Here is an 18,403-nt window from a genome sequence, read left to right on the forward strand (position 1 = left end):
CAGCAGATCGGCGCCGCCATGCGCAAGCTGTTGCACCTGATCTTTGGCGTGGTGAAATCCGGCCGGCCGTTCGATCCAAACTACTTGCCCGGCAGTTGACGGCCAAGACGGTATCTACGAAATGCGCCCCGCCCTCGGCATCGCCGGCCTCAAAGCCCGGGCGGCAACTGCACTTCGAACCGTGCGCCGCCGAGTTCCTCGGACGCGCGGACGTCCAGCGTGCCGCGGTAGCCGCGCACCAGGTCCTGCACGATGGCCAGGCCAATGCCGTGCCCTTGCACGCGCTCGTCGCCACGCACGCCACGCTGCAATATCAGGGCGACCTTGTCGTCGCGGATTCCCGGGCCGTCGTCGTCCACCGCGAGCAGCAGGCCCGGCCGGCGGTTGGGCGTGCTTTCGCCCGGGCGCACGGTCAGCAGCACGCGCGAGCGCGCCCACTTGAACGCATTCTCGAGCAGGTTGCCGAGCAGTTCCTGCAGGTCGCCGGGCTCGCCGTGGAACTGCACGCCCTCGGCAATCTCGAACTCGCACAGCACGCCCTTTCCGGCGTAGACCTTCTCGAGGCCCCGCACGATTTCCTCGGCGTGCGGCTCGATCGCGATCGGTGCGGCGAACAGGGCGTGGCCGCCCGAGGCCGCGCGGGCCAGCTGGTACGACACCAGGTCGTTCATGCGCCGCAACTGCTCGTCGACATCGGTACGAAGCTCGCCGTCGGGCACGTTGTCGTCGAGCCGCGCGCGCAGCACCGCCAACGGCGTCTTGAGGCTGTGCGCCAGGTCGGCCAGGGTGTTGCGCTGGCGGTCGAGGTTCTCGCGCTCGCTCTCGATGAAGGCGTTGATGCTCTCGGTCAGCGGCTCGAGCTCACGCGGGTGGCGCTCGCTCATGCGCGAGGCGAGGCCGCGCTGCACGCGCTTGAGTTCGTCGATCACGCGCCGCAGCGGGCGCAGACTCCAACGCAGCACCACCGCCTGCAGCAACAGCAGGATCAGACCGGCGCTGCCGAGGTAGCGCCACAGCGCCTTGCGGAACACCGCGACCTGGCGGCCCAGCGACGTGGTGTCCTCGAGGATGTAGATGGTGTAGCGGAACTCTGCGTCACTGCCCTGGTCGGCACCGCCGATCAGGCCGTAGCCGTATCGGTAGGCCTGGCCCTGCTTGCCGTTGATTTCGGTGATCGGCAACGGGCCTTCGAAGTGCTCGGTGCCGGCTTCCAGCATGCCGCCTTCGGGCAACAAGGGGCCCTGCGCGGATGGCGATCCCCAATGCCCGCTGGGCAACACGAGTTCCGCGTACAGGCCGCTGCCGGGCATGTCGAAGCGGGGATCGGGCATCTCGTACGGCGGGATGAAATCGCCGCTTCGGGCGAAGTCTCCCTTGGCCGCGTACGCCAGTGCATAGCTGCGAAGCCGTTGCCGCAGATTGCTTTCGGCGGTGTCGATGAACGCGCGATCGAGGGCGTAGCCGGCCAGGGCAAGGAACGCGACCAGGCCGAGGCTGGCGCCAAGCAGTTGCCTGGCCTGCAGTGAACGCGGTTGACCCCAGCTCATGGCGTGACGATTACGACGACGGCGCCGCGAGTGCGGACGAATCCGGAGATCGTCGCACGCGGCGGCACCGACGCCAACGCGCCGTCATCGAACTGCGACGCACTTTGCGGGACTTACTCGCCGCTGCGCGGAATCGCGAAGCGATAGCCACGGCCGCGCACGGTTTCGATCGGCTTGAGCGCGCCGTCGGGGTCGAGCTTCTTGCGAAGGCGGCCGATGAAGACTTCGAGCACGTTGGAATCGCGGTCGAAATCCTGCTGGTAGATGTGCTCGGTGAGGTCGGCCTTCGAGACCAGCTCGCCGGCATGCATCATCAGGTACTCGAGCACCTTGTACTCGTAGCTGGTGAGGTCGACGTTGCTGCCCTCGACGCTGACCGTCTGCGCTGCGAGATCGAGCATCACCGGGCCACATTCCAGCGTCGGCTTGCTCCAGCCCGCGGCGCGGCGCACCAGCGCGTTGAGGCGGGCCAGCAGTTCCTCGACGTGGAACGGCTTGACGAGATAGTCGTCGGCGCCCTGCTTGAGCCCCTCGACCTTGTCCTGCCAGCTCGAACGGGCGGTGAGGATCAGCACCGGGAATTTCTTGCCTTCTTCGCGCAGGGCCTTGATCAGCTCCATGCCCGACATCTTGGGCAGGCCGAGGTCGATGATGCCCAGGTCGAACGGCACCTCGCGGCCCATGTACAGGCCCTCCTCGCCGTCCTGGGCGGCATCCACCGCAAAACCTTCTCGTTTCAGGCGCGCGGCCAGGGTTTCGCGCAGCGGCGCTTCGTCTTCGACCAGCAGGATTCGCATGGCGGCTCCATCAGGGGATGAATGGCGGGATGTTCGCACGACTGGAGCGGCCGTTCAGGCGCGCATCCCTTGGGCACAGCCTGTTCGTTCAGTTGTCGTCGTCGCGTGACCGTCGCTGGTCACGGTCGCCATCGCGCTGACCGTCGCGCGGATCGTCCATGTAGACGCGAATGCGACCGCTGGAATCGACCACCTTGATGCGGCTGACGTCGCGGCCGTCGAACGGCACGCGCTCGGCGCTGAGCACCTGGCCGCCTTGACTGCGCCGTTCGACCCGGCGAACCGCCTCGGACAGGGCGTCCTGATCGCGCGGTCGCGCTTCCGGCCGTGGCTGCGCGCGCGGCGGGCTGCTGGCACGGTGGCCGTTGCCTGCCGGGCCACGCTGCGCCATGGCATCGCCAGCCGCCGCGGACAGTGCGACGACGACCAGCAACGGAGCAAGGCGGGCGAGCAGGATCGGCATGTGGCTCCTGGAAAGGCGACGATTGCCGGGCTGCGGCAACGTGGAGGCATTCTTGGAACGAGGCAGTGAATCCGGTCTGAACTTTTCCTTCACACGGCCACGGGCGTTCAGCCCTGCCGCGCACTGCCTGGCAATCCTGGGAAAGCACCCCCGAAACGCGTCAGTACACCTCTCCAACGCAACAACGCAGCGACCCCCCACCTGCCTCGATCGCATCGAGTTCGACCGTACCGACCTCGAACCCGGCCGCGGCCAGCAGTGCACGGCTTTCGGCCGTCAGGGCACGGCCTGCGTTGGCGCTCATCCACACCGTGTCCTGCGACAACGCGATCGCATTGCCGACGAAGGCGGCGTGCTCGGACGCGCTCGCGACCATGGCGTACGGGGCATACAGGGAGGCGATGGCCTCGACCACGGCCGGGTCGGCAAAGCCGTTCGGGCAGAGGATCGCGGTGCGCCCGGCCAGTACCGCCAGCACCACGTTGGTGTGGTACTCGCCCGGCGCCAGGTCGAACATCAGCGTGGCGCGCAGGCCCAGCGCATCGTGCATGAGCCGCGCGCCCTCCTCGTCGCAGCGCTCGGACAGGCCGGCAAAGCCGATGCCCCGGGCGCGGTCGATCACCAGCGCGCCGGTCAGTTCGGCCGGGTGGGACTGGGTCGACAGGTCGATCTCGCGGTAGCCCAGGGTCTGGCCGAAGAAGCCACGGATGTCGGCACGGGCCGCCTCGCGCTGGCGAACCGGATGGCGCATGCGCCCCACCACGTAGCGACCCGGCGCGGTGGCGAACACGTTGTTGGGAAACAGCGCGTCGGGCGTCTGCGGGTCGCCGGCGAAGCACACGGTCGGCAACACCGCCGCGAACGCGCGGTGCAGCGCGCGATGCTGGGCCGAAGCGCGTTCGGCGTCGAACGCTTCGGCGGCGGCCATGTACTTGTTGTCCGCCGCCGACTGCACGGCCAGGCTGAAGCCATCGGGCGCGACCAGGAACGCCGCGCGGGCAGTGGCGGGGCCGAAGTCCGGCGCGAGGCCGCGGGCAAGCTCGAGGAACGCGGCGATGTCGCGGGTGATCATGGCGGTACCGGGGTCGTCAGGCCGCGGACGCGGCGTGAGGTGTGGAGAACGATTCGGTGACGTCGATCGCGCGCTCCACCAGCGACCAGTCGGCGCCGGGACGGTGCGCGCCCTCGCTGAGGATCTGCCGGAACGCACGCCCCCCGCGCTCGCCACCGAACAGGCCCAGCAGGTGGCGCGTGATGTGCTTGAGGAAGACACCCCGCTCGAGCTGGGATTCGACGTAGGGACGCAGCGCGCGCAGCAGCTCGGCGCGACTGCGTAGTTCACCGCCGAACCAGGCGACGTCGAGCCGGTGCAGCAGGTAGGGGTCGTGGTAGGCGGCGCGACCGAGCATCGCGCCATCGGCGTGCGCCAGGTGCGAGGTGGCCTCTTCGGCACCGGCGATGCCGCCGTTGACCACGATCTGCAGGTCCGGACGCTCCGCCTTGAGGCGATAGGCCCAGTCGTAGCGCAGCGGCGGAACCTCGCGATTCTCCTTCGGCGACAGGCCCTTGAGCCACGCGTTGCGCGCGTGCACCACGAACATCCGGCAACCGGCATCGGCGATGGCATCGACGAACGCGCGGAACCGGGCGTACTCGTGGTCGTCGTCCACGCCGAGCCGGCACTTCACCGTCACCGGCACGTCGCAGGCGGCAATCATCGCGGCCACCGATTGCGCGACCAGCGCCGGCTCGCGCATCAGGCACGCGCCAAAGCGCCCGGCCTGGACGCGGTCGGACGGGCAACCGCAGTTGAGGTTGATCTCGTCGAAGCCCGCCTCGGCGCCGATCCGCGCCGCCTGCGCCAGCAGTTCCGGCTCGCTGCCACCAAGCTGCAACGCCACCGGGTGCTCGATCGGGTCCATCGCCAGCAACCGCGCGCGATCCCCGTGGATCACCGCGTTGGCGTGCACCATCTCGCTGTACAGCCGGGCGTTGGGCGACAGCAGGCGGTGGAAGACCCGGCAGTGGGAGTCGGTCCAATCCATCATGGGCGCGACGGACAGGCGCAATTGCTGGGCGGGAATGGCGGTGGTGATCATCGGGGCGCATTGTACGGCGCCGCGGCTCCGGCTCCGGCTCCGGCTCCGGCTCCGGCTCCGGACCAGCCTGGCCTGGCGGGCACGCCTCCGCACGAACTGTTCCGCGCCCAGGCTTCCCGACCACTTACATCAACCGCACGGCCGACCGCGTCAGCGACGGCCGCGCAGTCGCGATGGTCGGCAACAGCGTGAGTCCACCGCCATTGCTGGCGATAGCACGCGCTAACTTGGACTTGCTGGGCTTACCAGAACAGATAGCAGCATGAAGTCGACCGCCGCGACCGCGCGAAATGATCGACGCCGAGTTGGCGACTGAGGCGACACGACTGTGCCGCGAGATTTCGGCCGCACAGCCCCTGCTCAACGCGATCAACCGAGAACGGCAGCGCCGCAAGAAGAAGGAGTCAACTCCGCAATGACCGCGAACGACCTGGCTACCTTCTGGATCCTGTTCGGCAAGCACGGGCCGACCATGACGCTCGATCAGTTGCGTGCTGAGTTCTTCCCGAGCACGACTCTGAAGACGATGCGCAACAAGCTGGCCGCTCGGCAACTGCCGACGCGCACCGGCTCGACACCCGAGATGTCGCCGACTGGAGGGAAGGCATGCGAAAGGCCAGCAACGCGGCTTGATTAGGCCGCGCACGCGTTTGCGAACTGGTCTTCCGGCATGTAACGGAAAGCTTCGATCCGAATCGCCGGGATGATCTTGTTCCGTACCCGCTCGCTCTCGAGCACTTCGTCGATCGACTCCTCCACACGAGACCGATGATGTGCCTGCGTTGCCGCTGCGGCTGCAGACTCCATCCGCTCTTTCACCGAAGCCTTTGCTTTGCCGACAAAGTGGTGCACAGCAAAGCACGCCGTGAGGGTCCAGAGCACTCCACTGAAGGCGATTGAACGAGTGCAGATCAACTGCAACATCGCGGCATCGGCGTGCAGCATGATCCGATCTAGGTCCTCTTGTGCTGGCTTCGGCACTTGGGAGTGCGTTCGACCGACGTATGCACGCATCTCCTTTTGGTAGCGACGAGCAGCCGGTCCCTTTCGAATCACTCGCGCAAACAATAGCTGCACAAAGCTCACGTCATGTGCGTAGCGAATCATCGCGTTGAGAAGCGAGCGATTAAAGCCGTAGGCCGCGCTGTCGAAGCGAATTGCCCCCGATTTGGCCAGTTCAAAGAGCTCACTGCGGAGCGCGAAGAGCGTGTCGCGTGCCTCTCGAATTGCGGAATCCGGGTATTCCTTGAAAAGCACTCTAATGGACAACCACGCGCCGATAAGCAACAAAGCTGTAATCGCAACGGTGATAGTCATCTTTCATCCCTCTCGTGGGTATTGCCATCGCCGGCGATTCCACTGGAAGAGCGCCTCGGATCATGAGCCCGCTCGTACTCCGCGTTGAGCACCCCGAGGCGCTGACTCTGCGACCGAATCACTTTACGCAACCTGCTATTAGCACCAAACAAAGCCGTTGCTACGACGAGCGCCGCTATGTAGACCATCCAGCCTGGGACAAGTTCCTTCAGTGCATCCGTAAACGAACCGCAAACATCGACAGCAGCGTCCAGATATGTGGTCTTTCCAGCCACTTGCTTTGCGACAAGCCAGCACGTCAGCGCGATTCCCGACCAGCGAACGGCTTGCGTGCCGATCGCGCCAAAATTGGTCGCTAAGCGCGATTTCCGAAGTACTTCAAGTTCCACCTTCAACCGCTCGTTCTCTCGAACCAGTGCGGTATTCGTTGGCGCACGCCGTTGCGGCTGCGAATTCCCCTTGGCCACCAATTTCCCCCGGGCGCTCCGACCCCGGAGGCGATACTGGCACCACAGGGCCGCCTTATGTCAACAAGCTGTTACTGACAGCAACGTAAAGAGCTCGTGAAATCGGCGCCGTAGCGGTTTTCAAGCCCGCTCGACGCACACCGTTAGTGCACCTCTCGCATTCAAGCATTTGATACTACTAGGCTTCGGCCCAGTCCATCTTGGACGCGACGGGCTTCGGGACAGACTGGCCTGCCGGGCACGCCCCATCCCCCGGATGGGTGCTCGCAACGCGCGCGGTGACTCACGATCATTTTCGTGATCCGAGGCATGACGGAGATGAAGCGTCACCTGCCCGCGCGTCGCGGCTTCGCGACTGGTGTCCCATGGGTTCTGGCCGCGATGGTGACCTGGGCGGCCGTCGGTTTGCCTGGCGATACCCCGAACCTGACGCGCGCCGAACCCGGTGCGGACCGCAACTGGGCGGAGGCCGTGGCGGCCGCGAGCGGCGATCCCATCATCCTGGCGGCCATCCAGACGCCGGCCAACGCGAACCGCATCATGTTTGGCGACGCCGCTGCCGTGGCCGCGTTCGAGACCGCCCGTCCGCCCGGCGCCCTGACGGCGTTGCCCGCGACGGGCGACCCGCTGCGCGGCGTCTACTCTCCCGTCATCGACTGGCCGCTGATCGGAATCCACGCGGTGCTGACCCCGGATGGCCGTGTGCTCACGTACGGCACCACGATCACCGGCACGCGCACCGGGTACTTCGTCTACGACGTCTGGGACCCACTGCTGGGCGTGGGCATCGAGTCGCACACGGTCCTGCCCAACGCGACAGCGGTCGACATCTTCTGCAATGCCCAGTTGCTGCTGCCCGACGGCAACATCGAGATGTGGGGCGGCGATGTCCTGAACCTCAGCACGGGCGCGGCCTCGCTCGACCCCAACGACGATTCCGCGCTGTTCCGACCGCTGGACAACAGCCTGGTGCGCACCGGCAAGATGTTCCGCAAGCGCTGGTATGCCACCTCCACCACGCTGCCCAACGGCGAGGTCTACATTCAGGGCGGCGATGGCGGCGGCGACTTCCCGGAGGTCCGCACGGGCACGGGCAGCTTTCGCCTGCTGACCGGCGCACCAACGACGCATCTGGGCGCGCTCTACCCACGCAACTTCCTGGCGCCGGACGGCAACGTCTTCGGGACACGCTATGAATTCATGTACCGGGTCGACCCTAACGGCGTGGGCACCATCGCCTCGGCCGGGACCTTCCCCGGCAGCAACCTGGGCGCGAGCTCGACGGCCGTGATGTTCCGGCCCGGCCGGATCCTGCAGGTGGGCGGTGGATACGACCTGATGTCGGCCAGCCCGCAAGCCCGCGTGATCGACATCCGTCCGGCCACCCCGGTCGTCACCTCGGTGGCGCCACCGCTCCATCGACGCCACTGGGCCACCAGCACGATGTTGCCCGACGGTCGGGTGTTCCTGTCCGGTGGCAGCACGGCCGACAACAACCCGATCAACGGCGTGGCCTACACCAGCGAGCTCTACGATCCGGTCGCGAACACGTGGTCGGCAGGCGCCACGGCGCAACGGATGCGGCTGTACCACTCGGCGGCGCTGCTGCTGCCCGACGCCAGCGTGCTGACGCTGGGAGGAGGCGCCAACGGCCCGCAACTCAACCTCAATGCGGAAATCTACTACCCCGGGTATCTCTTCAACGCCGATGGCACGCCCGCTGCACGACCGGCTATCGCGTCTGCGCCGATGACCAGCGACCCCGGCCAGACCATCGCGATCACCACACCGGACGCGGCCGCCATTGCCCGCGTGACGCTGATCAAGACCGGTGCCGTCACGCACTCGTTCGACATGGATCAGCGCTTCATCGAGCTGCCCTTCACGGTGGCGGGAAACGAACTGCAGGCGAGCCTCCCCGCGAATGCCTTCGAGACGCCACCGGGCTTCTACATGGTGTTCGTGGTCAACGGCCAGGGCGTTCCGTCCGAGGCGGCCATGCTGCGCGTCAACACGCACGTCCCCGCCCGACTGACCGTCAGCAAGATCGTGGTGAACGACAACGGCGGCGGCAAGGTCGCGTCGAACTTCGCCTTCTCCATCAACGGCGCGCCGGCCGTGGCATTCGAGACCGACGCAAGCAACGTGCTCAACGTGCCGGCAGGCACCTACACCGTCACCGAACCGGCCGTGGCCGGCTACACCGCCAGCCTGTCGGGCTGCGGCGGCATCGTGCTGGCCAACGGCGGCAGCGCGACCTGCACGATCACCAACAACGACGTTGCCTCCGCGCTGACGGCGACCGCCGGTACCAGCAAGCCCGTCTACGTCCGCGGGGAAACGGTGACGATGACCGCCCGCGTGCTCAACAACGGTGCGCCGGTTTCGGGCGCGCGCGTCAGTTTCGACGCGCTCAAACCCAATCTCATCAACCACGTGCGGCTCACGGCCTTCACCAACAGCAACGGCGATGCCAGTGCGTCGTTCGTGTCCGGAACGGGCCCCAGTTCGATCGGCACGTACCAGCTGACCGCCCTGGCGACCAGCGGCAGCCTGACCGCCACGGCCTACGCGAGCTTCGTGGTCCAGACCTCCCAGGCGCCGCAACCGGCAACACTGACCGTCCGCAAGGTGGTGGTGAACAACGACGGCGGCAGCAAGCTCGCATCGGATTTCACGTTCTCGGTCAATGGCGCAGCACCCGTGGCGTTCGAGTCCGACGGCAGCAACGCGCTCAGCGTGCCGGCCGGAACCTACACCGTCACCGAGCCGGCCGTGGCCGGCTACTCGGCCAGCCTGTCGGGCTGCAGCGGCATCGTGCTGGCCGCCGGCGGCAGCACAACCTGCACGATCACCAACAACGATCAGCCTGTGCAGCCAGCAACACTGACCGTCCGCAAGGTGGTGGTGAACAACGACGGCGGCAGCAAGCTCGCATCGGACTTCACCTTCTCGGTCAATGGCGCGGCGCCCGTGGCGTTCGAGTCCGACGGCAGCAACGCGCTCAGCGTGCCGGCCGGAACCTACACCGTCACCGAGCCGGCCGTGGCCGGCTATGCCGCCAGCCTGTCGGGGTGCAGCGGCATCGTGCTGGCCGCCGGCGGCTTCACGACCTGCACGATCACCAACAACGATCAGCCCGCACAACCGGCAACACTGACCGTCCGCAAGGTGGTGGTGAACAACGACGGCGGCAGCAAGCTCGCATCGGATTTCACGTTCTCGGTCAATGGCGCCGCGCCCGTGGCGTTCGAGTCCGACGGCAGCAACGCACTCAGCGTGCCGGCCGGAACCTACACCGTCACCGAGCCGGCCGTGGCCGGCTATGCCGCCAGCCTGTCGGGCTGCAACAGCATCGTGCTGGCCGCCGGCGGTAGCACGACCTGCACGATCACCAACAACGACCTGTCCGCAGCGCTCTCGGCGACCGCCGGCACCAGCAAGCCCGTCTACATCCGCGGGGAAACGGTGACGATGACCTCGCGTGTGCTCAACAACGGCGTGCCGGTGTCCGGCGCACTGGTCAGCTTCGACGCGCTCAAGCCCAACCTCATCAACCACGTGCGGCTCAGCGCGACCACCGACGGCAACGGCAACGCCAGCATCTCGTTCGTGTCGGGCGTCGGCCCCAGTTCGATCGGCACCTACCAGCTGACCGTCATCGCGACCAGCGGCACCCTCACCGCGACGGCATTCACAACCTTCGTGGTCCAGTAGTGGGCGTGGCGGAAGCCGGCGACGAACACCCCGGAGGGGCGTGCTCACCTGCCCCGCCCGGGCTCACGGACTGACAGTCACCCGCCAGCTGTGCGCGGCCTGTTGCTGCCACGCGATCTCGACCGGCAGGAACTTCTCGATCAACGCCGCGTTGCTGCGCAGGTGATCGCTGACGGTCGTGGTGGTGAATGCACCACCACCGGCAAGCGCCATCGGCAGCAGCAACTGATCGGCCAGGTGTTCGCCGACATGCGCATCGGCGTCGAGGTACTCGCGCACCTCGTTGGCCAGACGCTCGGCGATCTGCTCGGCCATCACGCCGCGTTCGCCGTGACCGGCAAATGTCTCGACGTGCCCTGCATGGCGTACGCGTACCAGCACGGTGTTGCCTGGACCGATGGCTGGCTGCACGCGCTGCAGGCGCATCGCCGCTTCGGGCAACCCCAGGCGCTCGCCCAGCACCGCCAGTTCGCGCCGCCCGATGCTGCCCGACAACGCCGACATCAGCGCAACCGCCTCGATCGAGAGCAGCTCGCCGCGCGCATCGAACGTGCACTGCCGGAGCGAACCCGCCGGCTCGACCGTGGCATGCACAACGCCGCCACCGGCCGGGTAGAAGCCGTGCTTTTCGAGCGTCAGCGCAGCGTCAACACCGATGTGTCGCAACGCCGGCAGGTAGGTATCGGCCAGGAAGTCGGCACTCGGCGCCATCGGGTTGTGCGTGCCGCCTTCCAGGCGCAGCCGGGATGGCGCATCGCAACGCCACAAGGCGGGAAGCACGGTCTGCAGCACCAGCGTGGTCGAACCGGCGGTACCGGTGGCGAAGCGGTACTCGCCAGCCACCACCGAGCCCGGCTCGAAGCGCAGCGTGGTGGCGCCCAGTTCGGCGCCGTCCACGCGCGCCTGACCCACCGTTGCCGCGGCGCCCACGGCGGTGAGGTGCTGGCGCAGGAGTCCGGGACGCGGACGCTTCGCGCGAATGTGCTGCATGGTGAAGCCGATACCGGTGCACAGGCTCAGGCTGAGCGCGGTGCGCAGCAACTGGCCGCCGCCGGCCTGGCCGTCGAGTTCGATCATTTCCATTGGACTGTGAGTACTAGGTTGGAGAAGGCAAGAGGTCAGGCAAAGGGAACGGAGCAGCGGCGTGAATCCATGGCCGGCGCCCCGCTCTGCCGCGCGTGCGCGGATCAGCCCTTGACGCACACCACCTGGCGCAGCGTGTGGACGATCTCGACCAGATCGCTCTGCGCCGCCATCACCGCCTCGATCGACTTGTACGCGGCCGGCGACTCGTCGACCACATCCGCGTCCTTGCGGCATTCCACGTGCGCGGTGGCCTTGGCGTGGTCTTCCACGCTGATCAGCTTGCGCGCCTGGGTACGGCTCATCACTCGGCCGGCACCGTGGCTGCAGCTGTGGAAGCTGTCCTCGTTGCCCAGGCCGCGCACGATGAAGCTCTTGGCGCCCATGCTGCCGGGGATGATGCCCAGCTCGCCCTTGCGCGCGCTCACCGCACCCTTCCGGGTCACGAAGACGTCCTTGCCGAAGTGGTGCTCGCGGCTGACGTAATTGTGGTGGCAGTTCACCGCCTCGGCCTGCGCCTCGAACGGCTTGGTGATCACACCGCGCACCGCGTCGACCACGTGCTGCATCATGATCTCGCGGTTCAGGCGCGCATACCGCTGCGCCCAATGCACCGCGAACACGTAGTCGCCGTAATGTTCGCTGCCTTCGGGCAGGTACGCCAGGTCCTGATCGGGCAGGTTGATCATCCAGCGGCGCATGTCCTTCTTGGCCAGCTCGATGAAGTGCGTGCCGATCGCGTTGCCGACGCCGCGCGAACCGGAGTGCAGCATGAACCACACGCGCTGCGCCTCGTCCAGGCAGACCTCCACGAAGTGGTTGCCCGTGCCCAGCGTTCCCAGGTGGTTGAGGTTGTTGGTGTTCTTCAGGCGCGGGTTGCGCTCGCAGATGCGCTTGAAGTCCGCTTCCAACTGCGACCAGCCTTCGATGGAACGCTCGGGCGGATTCGTCCAGGCGCCCTTGTCGCGGCCGCCGCGCGGCGGACTACGACCGTGCGGCACGGCGCTCTCGATCGCGCTGCGCAGTTCGGCGAGGTTGTCGGGCAGGTCGCTGGCGGTCAGCGAGGTGCGCGCGGCGATCATGCCGCAGCCAATGTCCACGCCGACCGCTGCCGGCACGATCGCGCCGATGGTCGGTACCACCGAACCCACGGTCGCGCCCTTGCCCAGGTGCACGTCGGGCATCACCGCGATCCAGCGGTGGATGAAGGGAAGCTTGGCGATGTTCTGCAGCTGCGCGCGTGCTTCGTCCTCCAGCGGGACGCCGCGCGTCCACAGCTTGATCGGGACGCTGCCCGGCTCGTTGATGACGTTGTAGTTGGTGGTGCTCATGGTGCTTGCTCGTTCTCGGATGGATGGTGCATCGGTGGCGTGGGCCGCTGCGTGAGCGGCCCTGGGAAGGTGCGGTGACAAGGGAAACGGAACATCGCGAAGGCCGGCCGAAGCCGCCCGACGCACAGGGACTCGAACCCAACCCCCTGAGGGGACAACCGATGTAGTTCCGCCGGCATTCACCGCGTGAAACGTGTGGCCACACCGCAGAGGGCGCGGGCCGGTTTAGACCGCTGCGACGGCAAGAAACGGTGGAACGTGACGATGCTCTACCAGGCTGAGCTACCGCCTCGCGGCGGGCGGGATTCGAACCCGCGGCACTTGTAGTTCGCACCTGCATCCGCCGCAGCGGTGTTGCTAGGGCCGACGACAACCACGACAACGTTTTGAAGGAACATCCTGCTCTACCAACTGAGCTACCGCCTTGCGGCGGGCGGGATTCGAACCCGCGACCTGGAGCGTAATAGGCTGTAGTTCCTCCGGCATTCGTGGCCGTCGGCGGCGAAACGGTGGTGCATTGGATGACGGCGACAAGGTCGAGGCCTGACGATCTGATGTAGTCAGGCCGGCATTCGCCGACATCGCAAACTTTGAAACTGTCTGAAACTCTCCTGTGGCCCGGCCGGCCCCGTTGCCGGCCGGGCATCCTGCGTTGCCGGGCCGCCCCTGCGGTCCGACGAAGAATGCGTGGTGAGCGCCCGCGCACGGAGCGTCTCTCCCGGCCCGGCTGGCCCCATTGCCAGCCGGGCATTCGTGCCGGCTGTGCAAGGGGCGAGGCCCTTTGTCCAACCGGTTACAACGCCATCGACGCGATCTTGTCGACCCAGCGCGTCGCACCCGGGCCCTGCGCCGCGTAGGCGGCGATCGCGTCGAACACCGCATCGCTGAAGCCGCCCACGTGCAGCACGTCCTCGCGTTCGACCGTCTGCGCGGTGGCCACCGGCTGCAGGTCGATGCACACCAGGCGGGCCTGCGGGCAGCGCGCCTTCAGCTGCGCCCATTCGTGCATGGTCTGCGTCGCACCACCGTGGCGCGTGTCGCGCCAGCTTTCGTTGTCGGACACGATCACCACCAGGTCCACTTGCGCCTTCTGCTTGTTCAATAGCGCCAGCGGCGAGCTCACGCTCGTGCCGCCGCCGCACAGCGCCGCCAGCTGCCGCGCCTGCGTCATCACGCTGTCGCGCGGATTCAGGCGCACTTCGGTGCGGACGCCGGTGTCGAACGGCAACACCTGCGCAGAGGGGTTGGTGCGCAACACGCACGCCGCCATCAACGCGGCGACATCGACGCAGCGCACTGCAGTAGTGCCGCCCTTGCGGTACCCGGTGACCGGCGAGGCCATCGAGCCCGACACGTCCACCGCCACTACCACATGGCCGTCCAGCACCGGCACCTGCCGGGTCGCGACTTCCATCGCATCCTGCAAGGCCTCGCGCACTGGCTCGGGCACGCTGCCCGCCGACGCGTGGTACGCGGTCAGCAGCTGGTAGGGCAGCACGCGTGCACGGCGGATCCGGTCCGGATCACGCAGGCGCTGCGCCACCGCGGCGGCGGTGGCCGCGTCGTCGAAGAGACCGTTGCGCGCGAACGTGTTGAGGTTCATGCGCAGCGTCTGCCACGAGGCGTCCAAGGCCAGCGTCTTCCAGTGCGACGCCGTCAACGACAACGACGTGTAGTACTGGAAGGGCATCTGGGGCAGCACACCTTCCGACGGCACGCCATCGGGGGCACGCTTGAATGCCTCGTACGCCTGCACCACCTCCGGCAGCAGTTCCTCGCGGTACGGCTTGCCGATCACCCAGGCGTAGAGCGCCTCGCGACGTGCATCGGCTGGCTTGGGGTGGACCATGCGGATCACGTCGGCCAGCGAAGGCTGCTGGCCGATCGCGGCCTGCACGATCGCCGCGTCGCTGGCCTGGTCCAACCACTGCCGTACCAGGCGCTTGGGCCGCGAGCCCAGCGACTTGCGCCCCGTCCGGCCGCTGCGAAGGATCTGCACCACGTTGCGCAGCATTCGGCCGTTGTCCACCACCCGCGGGAAGGCGCTGGCGAAGGTCTCGCCGTCGCGGCTGGCCAGCGTGGCCAGCAGCAGCGCGGGCATGTCCTTCATGTGCCCCACCTGGCGGGTGTAGACCGCCGTGCGGGCCACGAAGGCCGGATCGACCTGCTCGCTCAAGGCCAGCACCTGCGCCAGCTGGTCCTCGCCGTCGGCGTAGTACGTGCCGTTGAGGCAGCCCGTCGCCGCATACAGCGCCAGGGCGGCCTTCGGCTCGCGGACATAGGCCAGGCCACCGGCTTCGTTGCGCGCGGTCGCCGCCGGCAACAGCGCGCCGCGGATCGACTGGAAGAGGGACGGGTTGGCCATCGTGATGCTCCTTGGGGCGGGCGGCGGCAGGAAGATCCCGCCGCGTTCGTGCCAAGTACCAGAGCAATCGCCGTGCCAACTTCGCCTCGGATACGGCAAGTCATTGGTTCTATTGATTTACCAGGCCAACAGGCGGAAATGCGCCGGCGACGGAAGGCCGGCTTCTGTATATTTCTGGCGCAGTTATTTATCGGAACGGATATGCGCAAGCGCCAAGTCATCCTCGGCATGCTCGGTACCCAACTCGACGCCGGCACCGGGCCCGGGCGCTGGGAAAAGTGGCGACCCACGGTCAGCCTGGGCCAGTACGAGGACTTCCTGCCCGACCGCATCGAGCTGATGCTGGACGAGCGCCGCTACGGCAAGCTCGCCACGCTGGTGGTCGAGGACCTGGCGCAGGCATCCCCGGACACCGTTGTGCGTCGCCACGACACGTATCTCGCCGATCCGTGGGACTTCGAGAGCGTGTACGCCTGCCTGCACGACTTCCTGCGCGGCTACGCGTTTCTTCCCGAGGAAGAGGACTATTACGTCCACATCACCACCGGCACGCACGTTGCGCAGATCTGCTGGTTCCTGCTGACCGAGAGCCGGCATTTCCCGGGGCGGCTGCTGCAGACCTCGCCACCGCGCAAACAGAATGGCGAGGCAGCGGGCAGCTACGCGTTCATCGACCTGGATCTGTCGCGCTACGACCGCATCGCGCAGCGCTTCGCCCAACAGCGACTGGAAGATCGCGACCTGCTCAAGAGCGGCATCGCCACGCGCAACGCCGCGTTCAACCGGATGATCGAACAGATCGAAACGGTGGCCACGCGCTCGCGCGCGCCGATGCTGCTGATGGGCCCTACCGGCGCAGGCAAGAGCCAACTGGCCAAGCGCGTGTTCGAGCTCAAGAAGCTCAAGCACCAGTTGCCGGGGCGCTTCGTCGAGGTCAACTGCGCAACGCTGCGCGGCGACGGCGCGATGAGCACGCTGTTCGGCCACACCAAGGGGGCCTACACCGGCGCGTCGAGCGACCGCGCCGGCCTGCTGCGCTCGGCTCACCAGGGATTGCTGTTCCTCGACGAGATCGGTGAGCTTGGCGCCGACGAGCAGGCGATGTTGCTGCGCGCACTGGAAGAGAAACGCTTCCTGCCGGTGGGCAGCGACAAGGAGGTCGAAAGCGATTTCCAGCTGATCGCCGGCACCAACCGCGACCTGCACCAGGCGGTGGCGCACGGGCGTTTTCGCGAGGACCTTCTCGCGCGCCTGAACCTGTGGACCTACCACTTGCCCGGGCTGGCCGATCGCCGGGAGGACATCGAGCCGAACCTCGATTTCGAACTCGAGCGCTGGTCGCGCGAGCAGCACCAGCGCGTCACTCTCAACCGCGAGGCGCGCGAACGTTACCTGCGCTTTGCCACCAGCGCGGACGCGGGCTGGAGCGGCAACTTCCGCGACCTGGGCGCATCGGTAATGCGATTGGCGACGCTGGCCGAGGGCGGACGCATAAACACCGCGCTGGTCGACGATGAAATCGCACGGCTGCGTCGGCAATGGCGCAGCGGCCAGGCCCCCTCCCCGCTGGACGAATTGCTGGGCGAGCGCGTGGCCGGGCTCGATCGCTACGATCGCGTGCAACTGGAGGATGTGCTGCGCGTGTGCCGGCATGCGAAGTCCCTGTCGCAGGCCGGACGCGAGTTGTTTGCCGTGTCGCGCACGCAGAAGGCCAGCGGGAACGACGCGGACCGTCTGCGCAAGTACCTCGCCCGCTTCGAGCTGGACTGGGAACGCGTGCGATCGATGGCCTGAGCCGCACCGCTCAGTCGATGAAGCGCGCAGGCAGCGGCGGGGCCGTGGACGGAACCTTCGCCAGCGACGCGTCCAGCCACGGTTGCGGCACCCCCTCGGCGACCGCGTAGGCACCGACGTACGGCATCATCAGGGTGGTCTGGTACAGCATCGGCTCCCAGCCGGACGGGGCGAGGAACACGCTGGTGGCGCGCTTCTCGCTGTAAGGCGATGCGCCAAACGTGGAGATGTTCCAGGCGGTCCGCTGGTGCGCGATGTAGTCGGCGTTGTGGCGCGTGCTGATGGCCGGCCAGCCTTCCAGCTGCAGGAAATTGTTGTAGCTGCCCGGCGACGCCAGCATGTCGTTGACCGTGCGCCCCACCAGCAGGGCCTGGAGCAGCCCGCTCCCCCGTCCGGCGAAGTCGCCGTCGGCCGGCTGCACGTAGGTGCCGGTCACGTTGAGCAACGTGGCGTAGTGCGAATTGCCCGGGTCGTGCCGCGTCGGCAGGCCGGAGGCATCCATCGAGCGGTCGAGCGGCTGCACGGACACGCCCGCTGGCAGGTCGCGGTCGGCGCAGACCACGACGAAGTGCGCGCCCGCAACCAGCAGGTTGCAGAACGCCGACACGGTGGCGGGGTTCCAGTCCTGGCCGTCGACAAAGTCGAAGCGGCGATAGCCCGACAACGAGAAGACCGACGGCGATGTGGCATCGACGTGCCGCATCTGCGGCACCCACATCGTCAGCGCACCGGCCGGGCTGGCGGTGCGCAGGTACCCGGCCAGCCACCTCAGTAACGCAGCGTCCACCGCTGGGCAGGCACCGGTCGCGGACAACCACTGGGTGCTGAGCAGGCCCGCCAACCCGGACAACTGCCCGCCAGTGAAGTCGGCCGGCTGCACGTAACCGTCCGGCGACGGATGACCGTAGGCGGCGTGGATGATGGCGCCGTCCCGCACGCCCGGCCCGTACACGCTGTTGACGAAGTCCTGGGCGTTGTCGCGTGGCGGGGCGTCCAGCAGCTCCAGCGGCGCGACCCAGCCCGAGCCGCTGGTGATGCCACGGTAGAGGCCCACGGCGGCCACGGCGTCGTGGCCAGGAAACGTAGTGGCGTCGGCGATCGCCAGGTAGCCGGGTGCCGCGGTCGTTGCCACGGTAGTGGCCCCGGCGCCGAGCGGATGCCGGTAGGTAATGTCGAACCCCATGCCCGCCCCGGCGACCCGGAAATGCCCATCGCAGCCACCGGACGGATTGCGGGCGGAGACGGTCATCGTCTGACCCGGCTGGACCATGGTCGGCACCGCCGTCGGCACCGGCCCGCTGGTGGCGCCGGCATCGCCGAACATCAACGGCAGGTCGGTCCGATTGGCAAGACGGATCGTCATCGATCGGTCGAACACGGCGTTTCCTCCGAGGCGCGCCTTCTGCGCACGCGGATGCTTCAT

Annotated in this window: 14 protein-coding genes and 1 tRNA gene; 3 read left to right on the forward strand and 12 right to left on the reverse strand. The window is 67.4% G+C overall.

What is annotated here, in order from left to right:
- Positions 1 to 149: 149 nt before the first annotated feature.
- The 5 genes from EER27_RS15320 to dusA all read right to left on the reverse strand — a co-directional run bounded on the left by EER27_RS15320 (position 150) and on the right by dusA (position 4,906).
- Positions 150 to 1,547 (reverse strand): ATP-binding protein, encoded by a 1,398-nt coding sequence (locus EER27_RS15320; RefSeq protein ID WP_123089017.1) that lies wholly within the window; start codon positions 1,545 to 1,547, stop codon positions 150 to 152.
- Between the two features lie 113 nt (positions 1,548 to 1,660).
- Complete coding sequence (locus EER27_RS15325) at positions 1,661 to 2,344, reverse strand: response regulator transcription factor (protein WP_123089018.1); 684 nt, start codon at positions 2,342 to 2,344, stop codon at positions 1,661 to 1,663.
- Between the two features lie 88 nt (positions 2,345 to 2,432).
- On the reverse strand, positions 2,433 to 2,807 hold the full coding sequence (locus tag EER27_RS15330; protein WP_123089019.1) for a hypothetical protein: 375 nt from the start codon (positions 2,805 to 2,807) through the stop codon (positions 2,433 to 2,435).
- A 160-nt stretch (positions 2,808 to 2,967) separates the two neighbouring features.
- Entirely contained in the window at positions 2,968 to 3,879 is a 912-nt protein-coding gene (locus tag EER27_RS15335; protein ID WP_123089020.1) for an arginine deiminase-related protein, read from the reverse strand.
- 16 nt (positions 3,880 to 3,895) lie between these two features.
- Entirely contained in the window at positions 3,896 to 4,906 is a 1,011-nt protein-coding gene (gene dusA, locus EER27_RS15340; RefSeq protein WP_123089021.1) for a tRNA dihydrouridine(20/20a) synthase DusA, read from the reverse strand.
- Positions 4,907 to 5,321: 415 nt separating this feature from the next.
- On the opposite strand from dusA, the gene EER27_RS15350 reads away from it, so the two are divergent.
- Positions 5,322 to 5,543, forward strand: coding sequence for a hypothetical protein (locus EER27_RS15350; RefSeq protein WP_223807371.1), 222 nt, complete (start codon positions 5,322 to 5,324; stop codon positions 5,541 to 5,543).
- Here the strand turns inward: EER27_RS15350 and EER27_RS15355 are convergent.
- Positions 5,540 to 6,223: a hypothetical protein gene (locus EER27_RS15355; protein WP_123089022.1), complete on the reverse strand. Its 684-nt coding sequence runs from the start codon at positions 6,221 to 6,223 to the stop codon at positions 5,540 to 5,542. The genes EER27_RS15350 and EER27_RS15355 overlap by 4 nt on opposite strands.
- Positions 6,220 to 6,612: a hypothetical protein gene (locus EER27_RS16980; RefSeq protein WP_148041046.1), complete on the reverse strand. Its 393-nt coding sequence runs from the start codon at positions 6,610 to 6,612 to the stop codon at positions 6,220 to 6,222. Before EER27_RS16980 ends, EER27_RS15355 begins: the two co-directional genes overlap by 4 nt.
- Before the next feature lie 387 nt (positions 6,613 to 6,999).
- Here EER27_RS16980 and EER27_RS15360 point away from each other — a divergent pair, with 387 nt between their 5' ends.
- Positions 7,000 to 10,407, forward strand: coding sequence for a galactose oxidase-like domain-containing protein (locus EER27_RS15360; RefSeq protein ID WP_123089023.1), 3,408 nt, complete (start codon positions 7,000 to 7,002; stop codon positions 10,405 to 10,407).
- Between the two features lie 63 nt (positions 10,408 to 10,470).
- Here the strand turns inward: EER27_RS15360 and rtcA are convergent, their stop codons facing one another.
- From rtcA to EER27_RS15375, 4 genes are all read right to left on the reverse strand, one after another.
- Positions 10,471 to 11,484, reverse strand: coding sequence for an RNA 3'-terminal phosphate cyclase (gene rtcA, locus EER27_RS15365; RefSeq protein WP_223807372.1), 1,014 nt, complete (start codon positions 11,482 to 11,484; stop codon positions 10,471 to 10,473).
- Positions 11,485 to 11,594: 110 nt separating this feature from the next.
- Positions 11,595 to 12,821, reverse strand: coding sequence for an RtcB family protein (locus EER27_RS15370; RefSeq protein WP_123089025.1), 1,227 nt, complete (start codon positions 12,819 to 12,821; stop codon positions 11,595 to 11,597).
- A gap of 294 nt (positions 12,822 to 13,115) precedes the next feature.
- Positions 13,116 to 13,247 (reverse strand) — tRNA-OTHER (locus EER27_RS16995).
- A 367-nt stretch (positions 13,248 to 13,614) separates the two neighbouring features.
- Complete coding sequence (locus tag EER27_RS15375) at positions 13,615 to 15,186, reverse strand: TROVE domain-containing protein (RefSeq protein ID WP_123089026.1); 1,572 nt, start codon at positions 15,184 to 15,186, stop codon at positions 13,615 to 13,617.
- Positions 15,187 to 15,387: 201 nt separating this feature from the next.
- Between EER27_RS15375 and rtcR the strand changes: the two genes are divergently transcribed.
- Positions 15,388 to 16,980, forward strand: coding sequence for an RNA repair transcriptional activator RtcR (rtcR, locus tag EER27_RS15380; RefSeq protein WP_123089027.1), 1,593 nt, complete (start codon positions 15,388 to 15,390; stop codon positions 16,978 to 16,980).
- Between the two features lie 10 nt (positions 16,981 to 16,990).
- On the opposite strand, the gene EER27_RS15385 is transcribed toward rtcR, so the two are convergent.
- On the reverse strand, positions 16,991 to 18,343 hold the full coding sequence (locus tag EER27_RS15385; RefSeq protein WP_148041047.1) for a hypothetical protein: 1,353 nt from the start codon (positions 18,341 to 18,343) through the stop codon (positions 16,991 to 16,993).
- Positions 18,344 to 18,403: the final 60 nt, after the last annotated feature.

Source organism: Montanilutibacter psychrotolerans, from assembly GCF_003719825.1.
GTDB classification, from domain to species: domain Bacteria; phylum Pseudomonadota; class Gammaproteobacteria; order Xanthomonadales; family Xanthomonadaceae; genus Montanilutibacter; species Montanilutibacter psychrotolerans.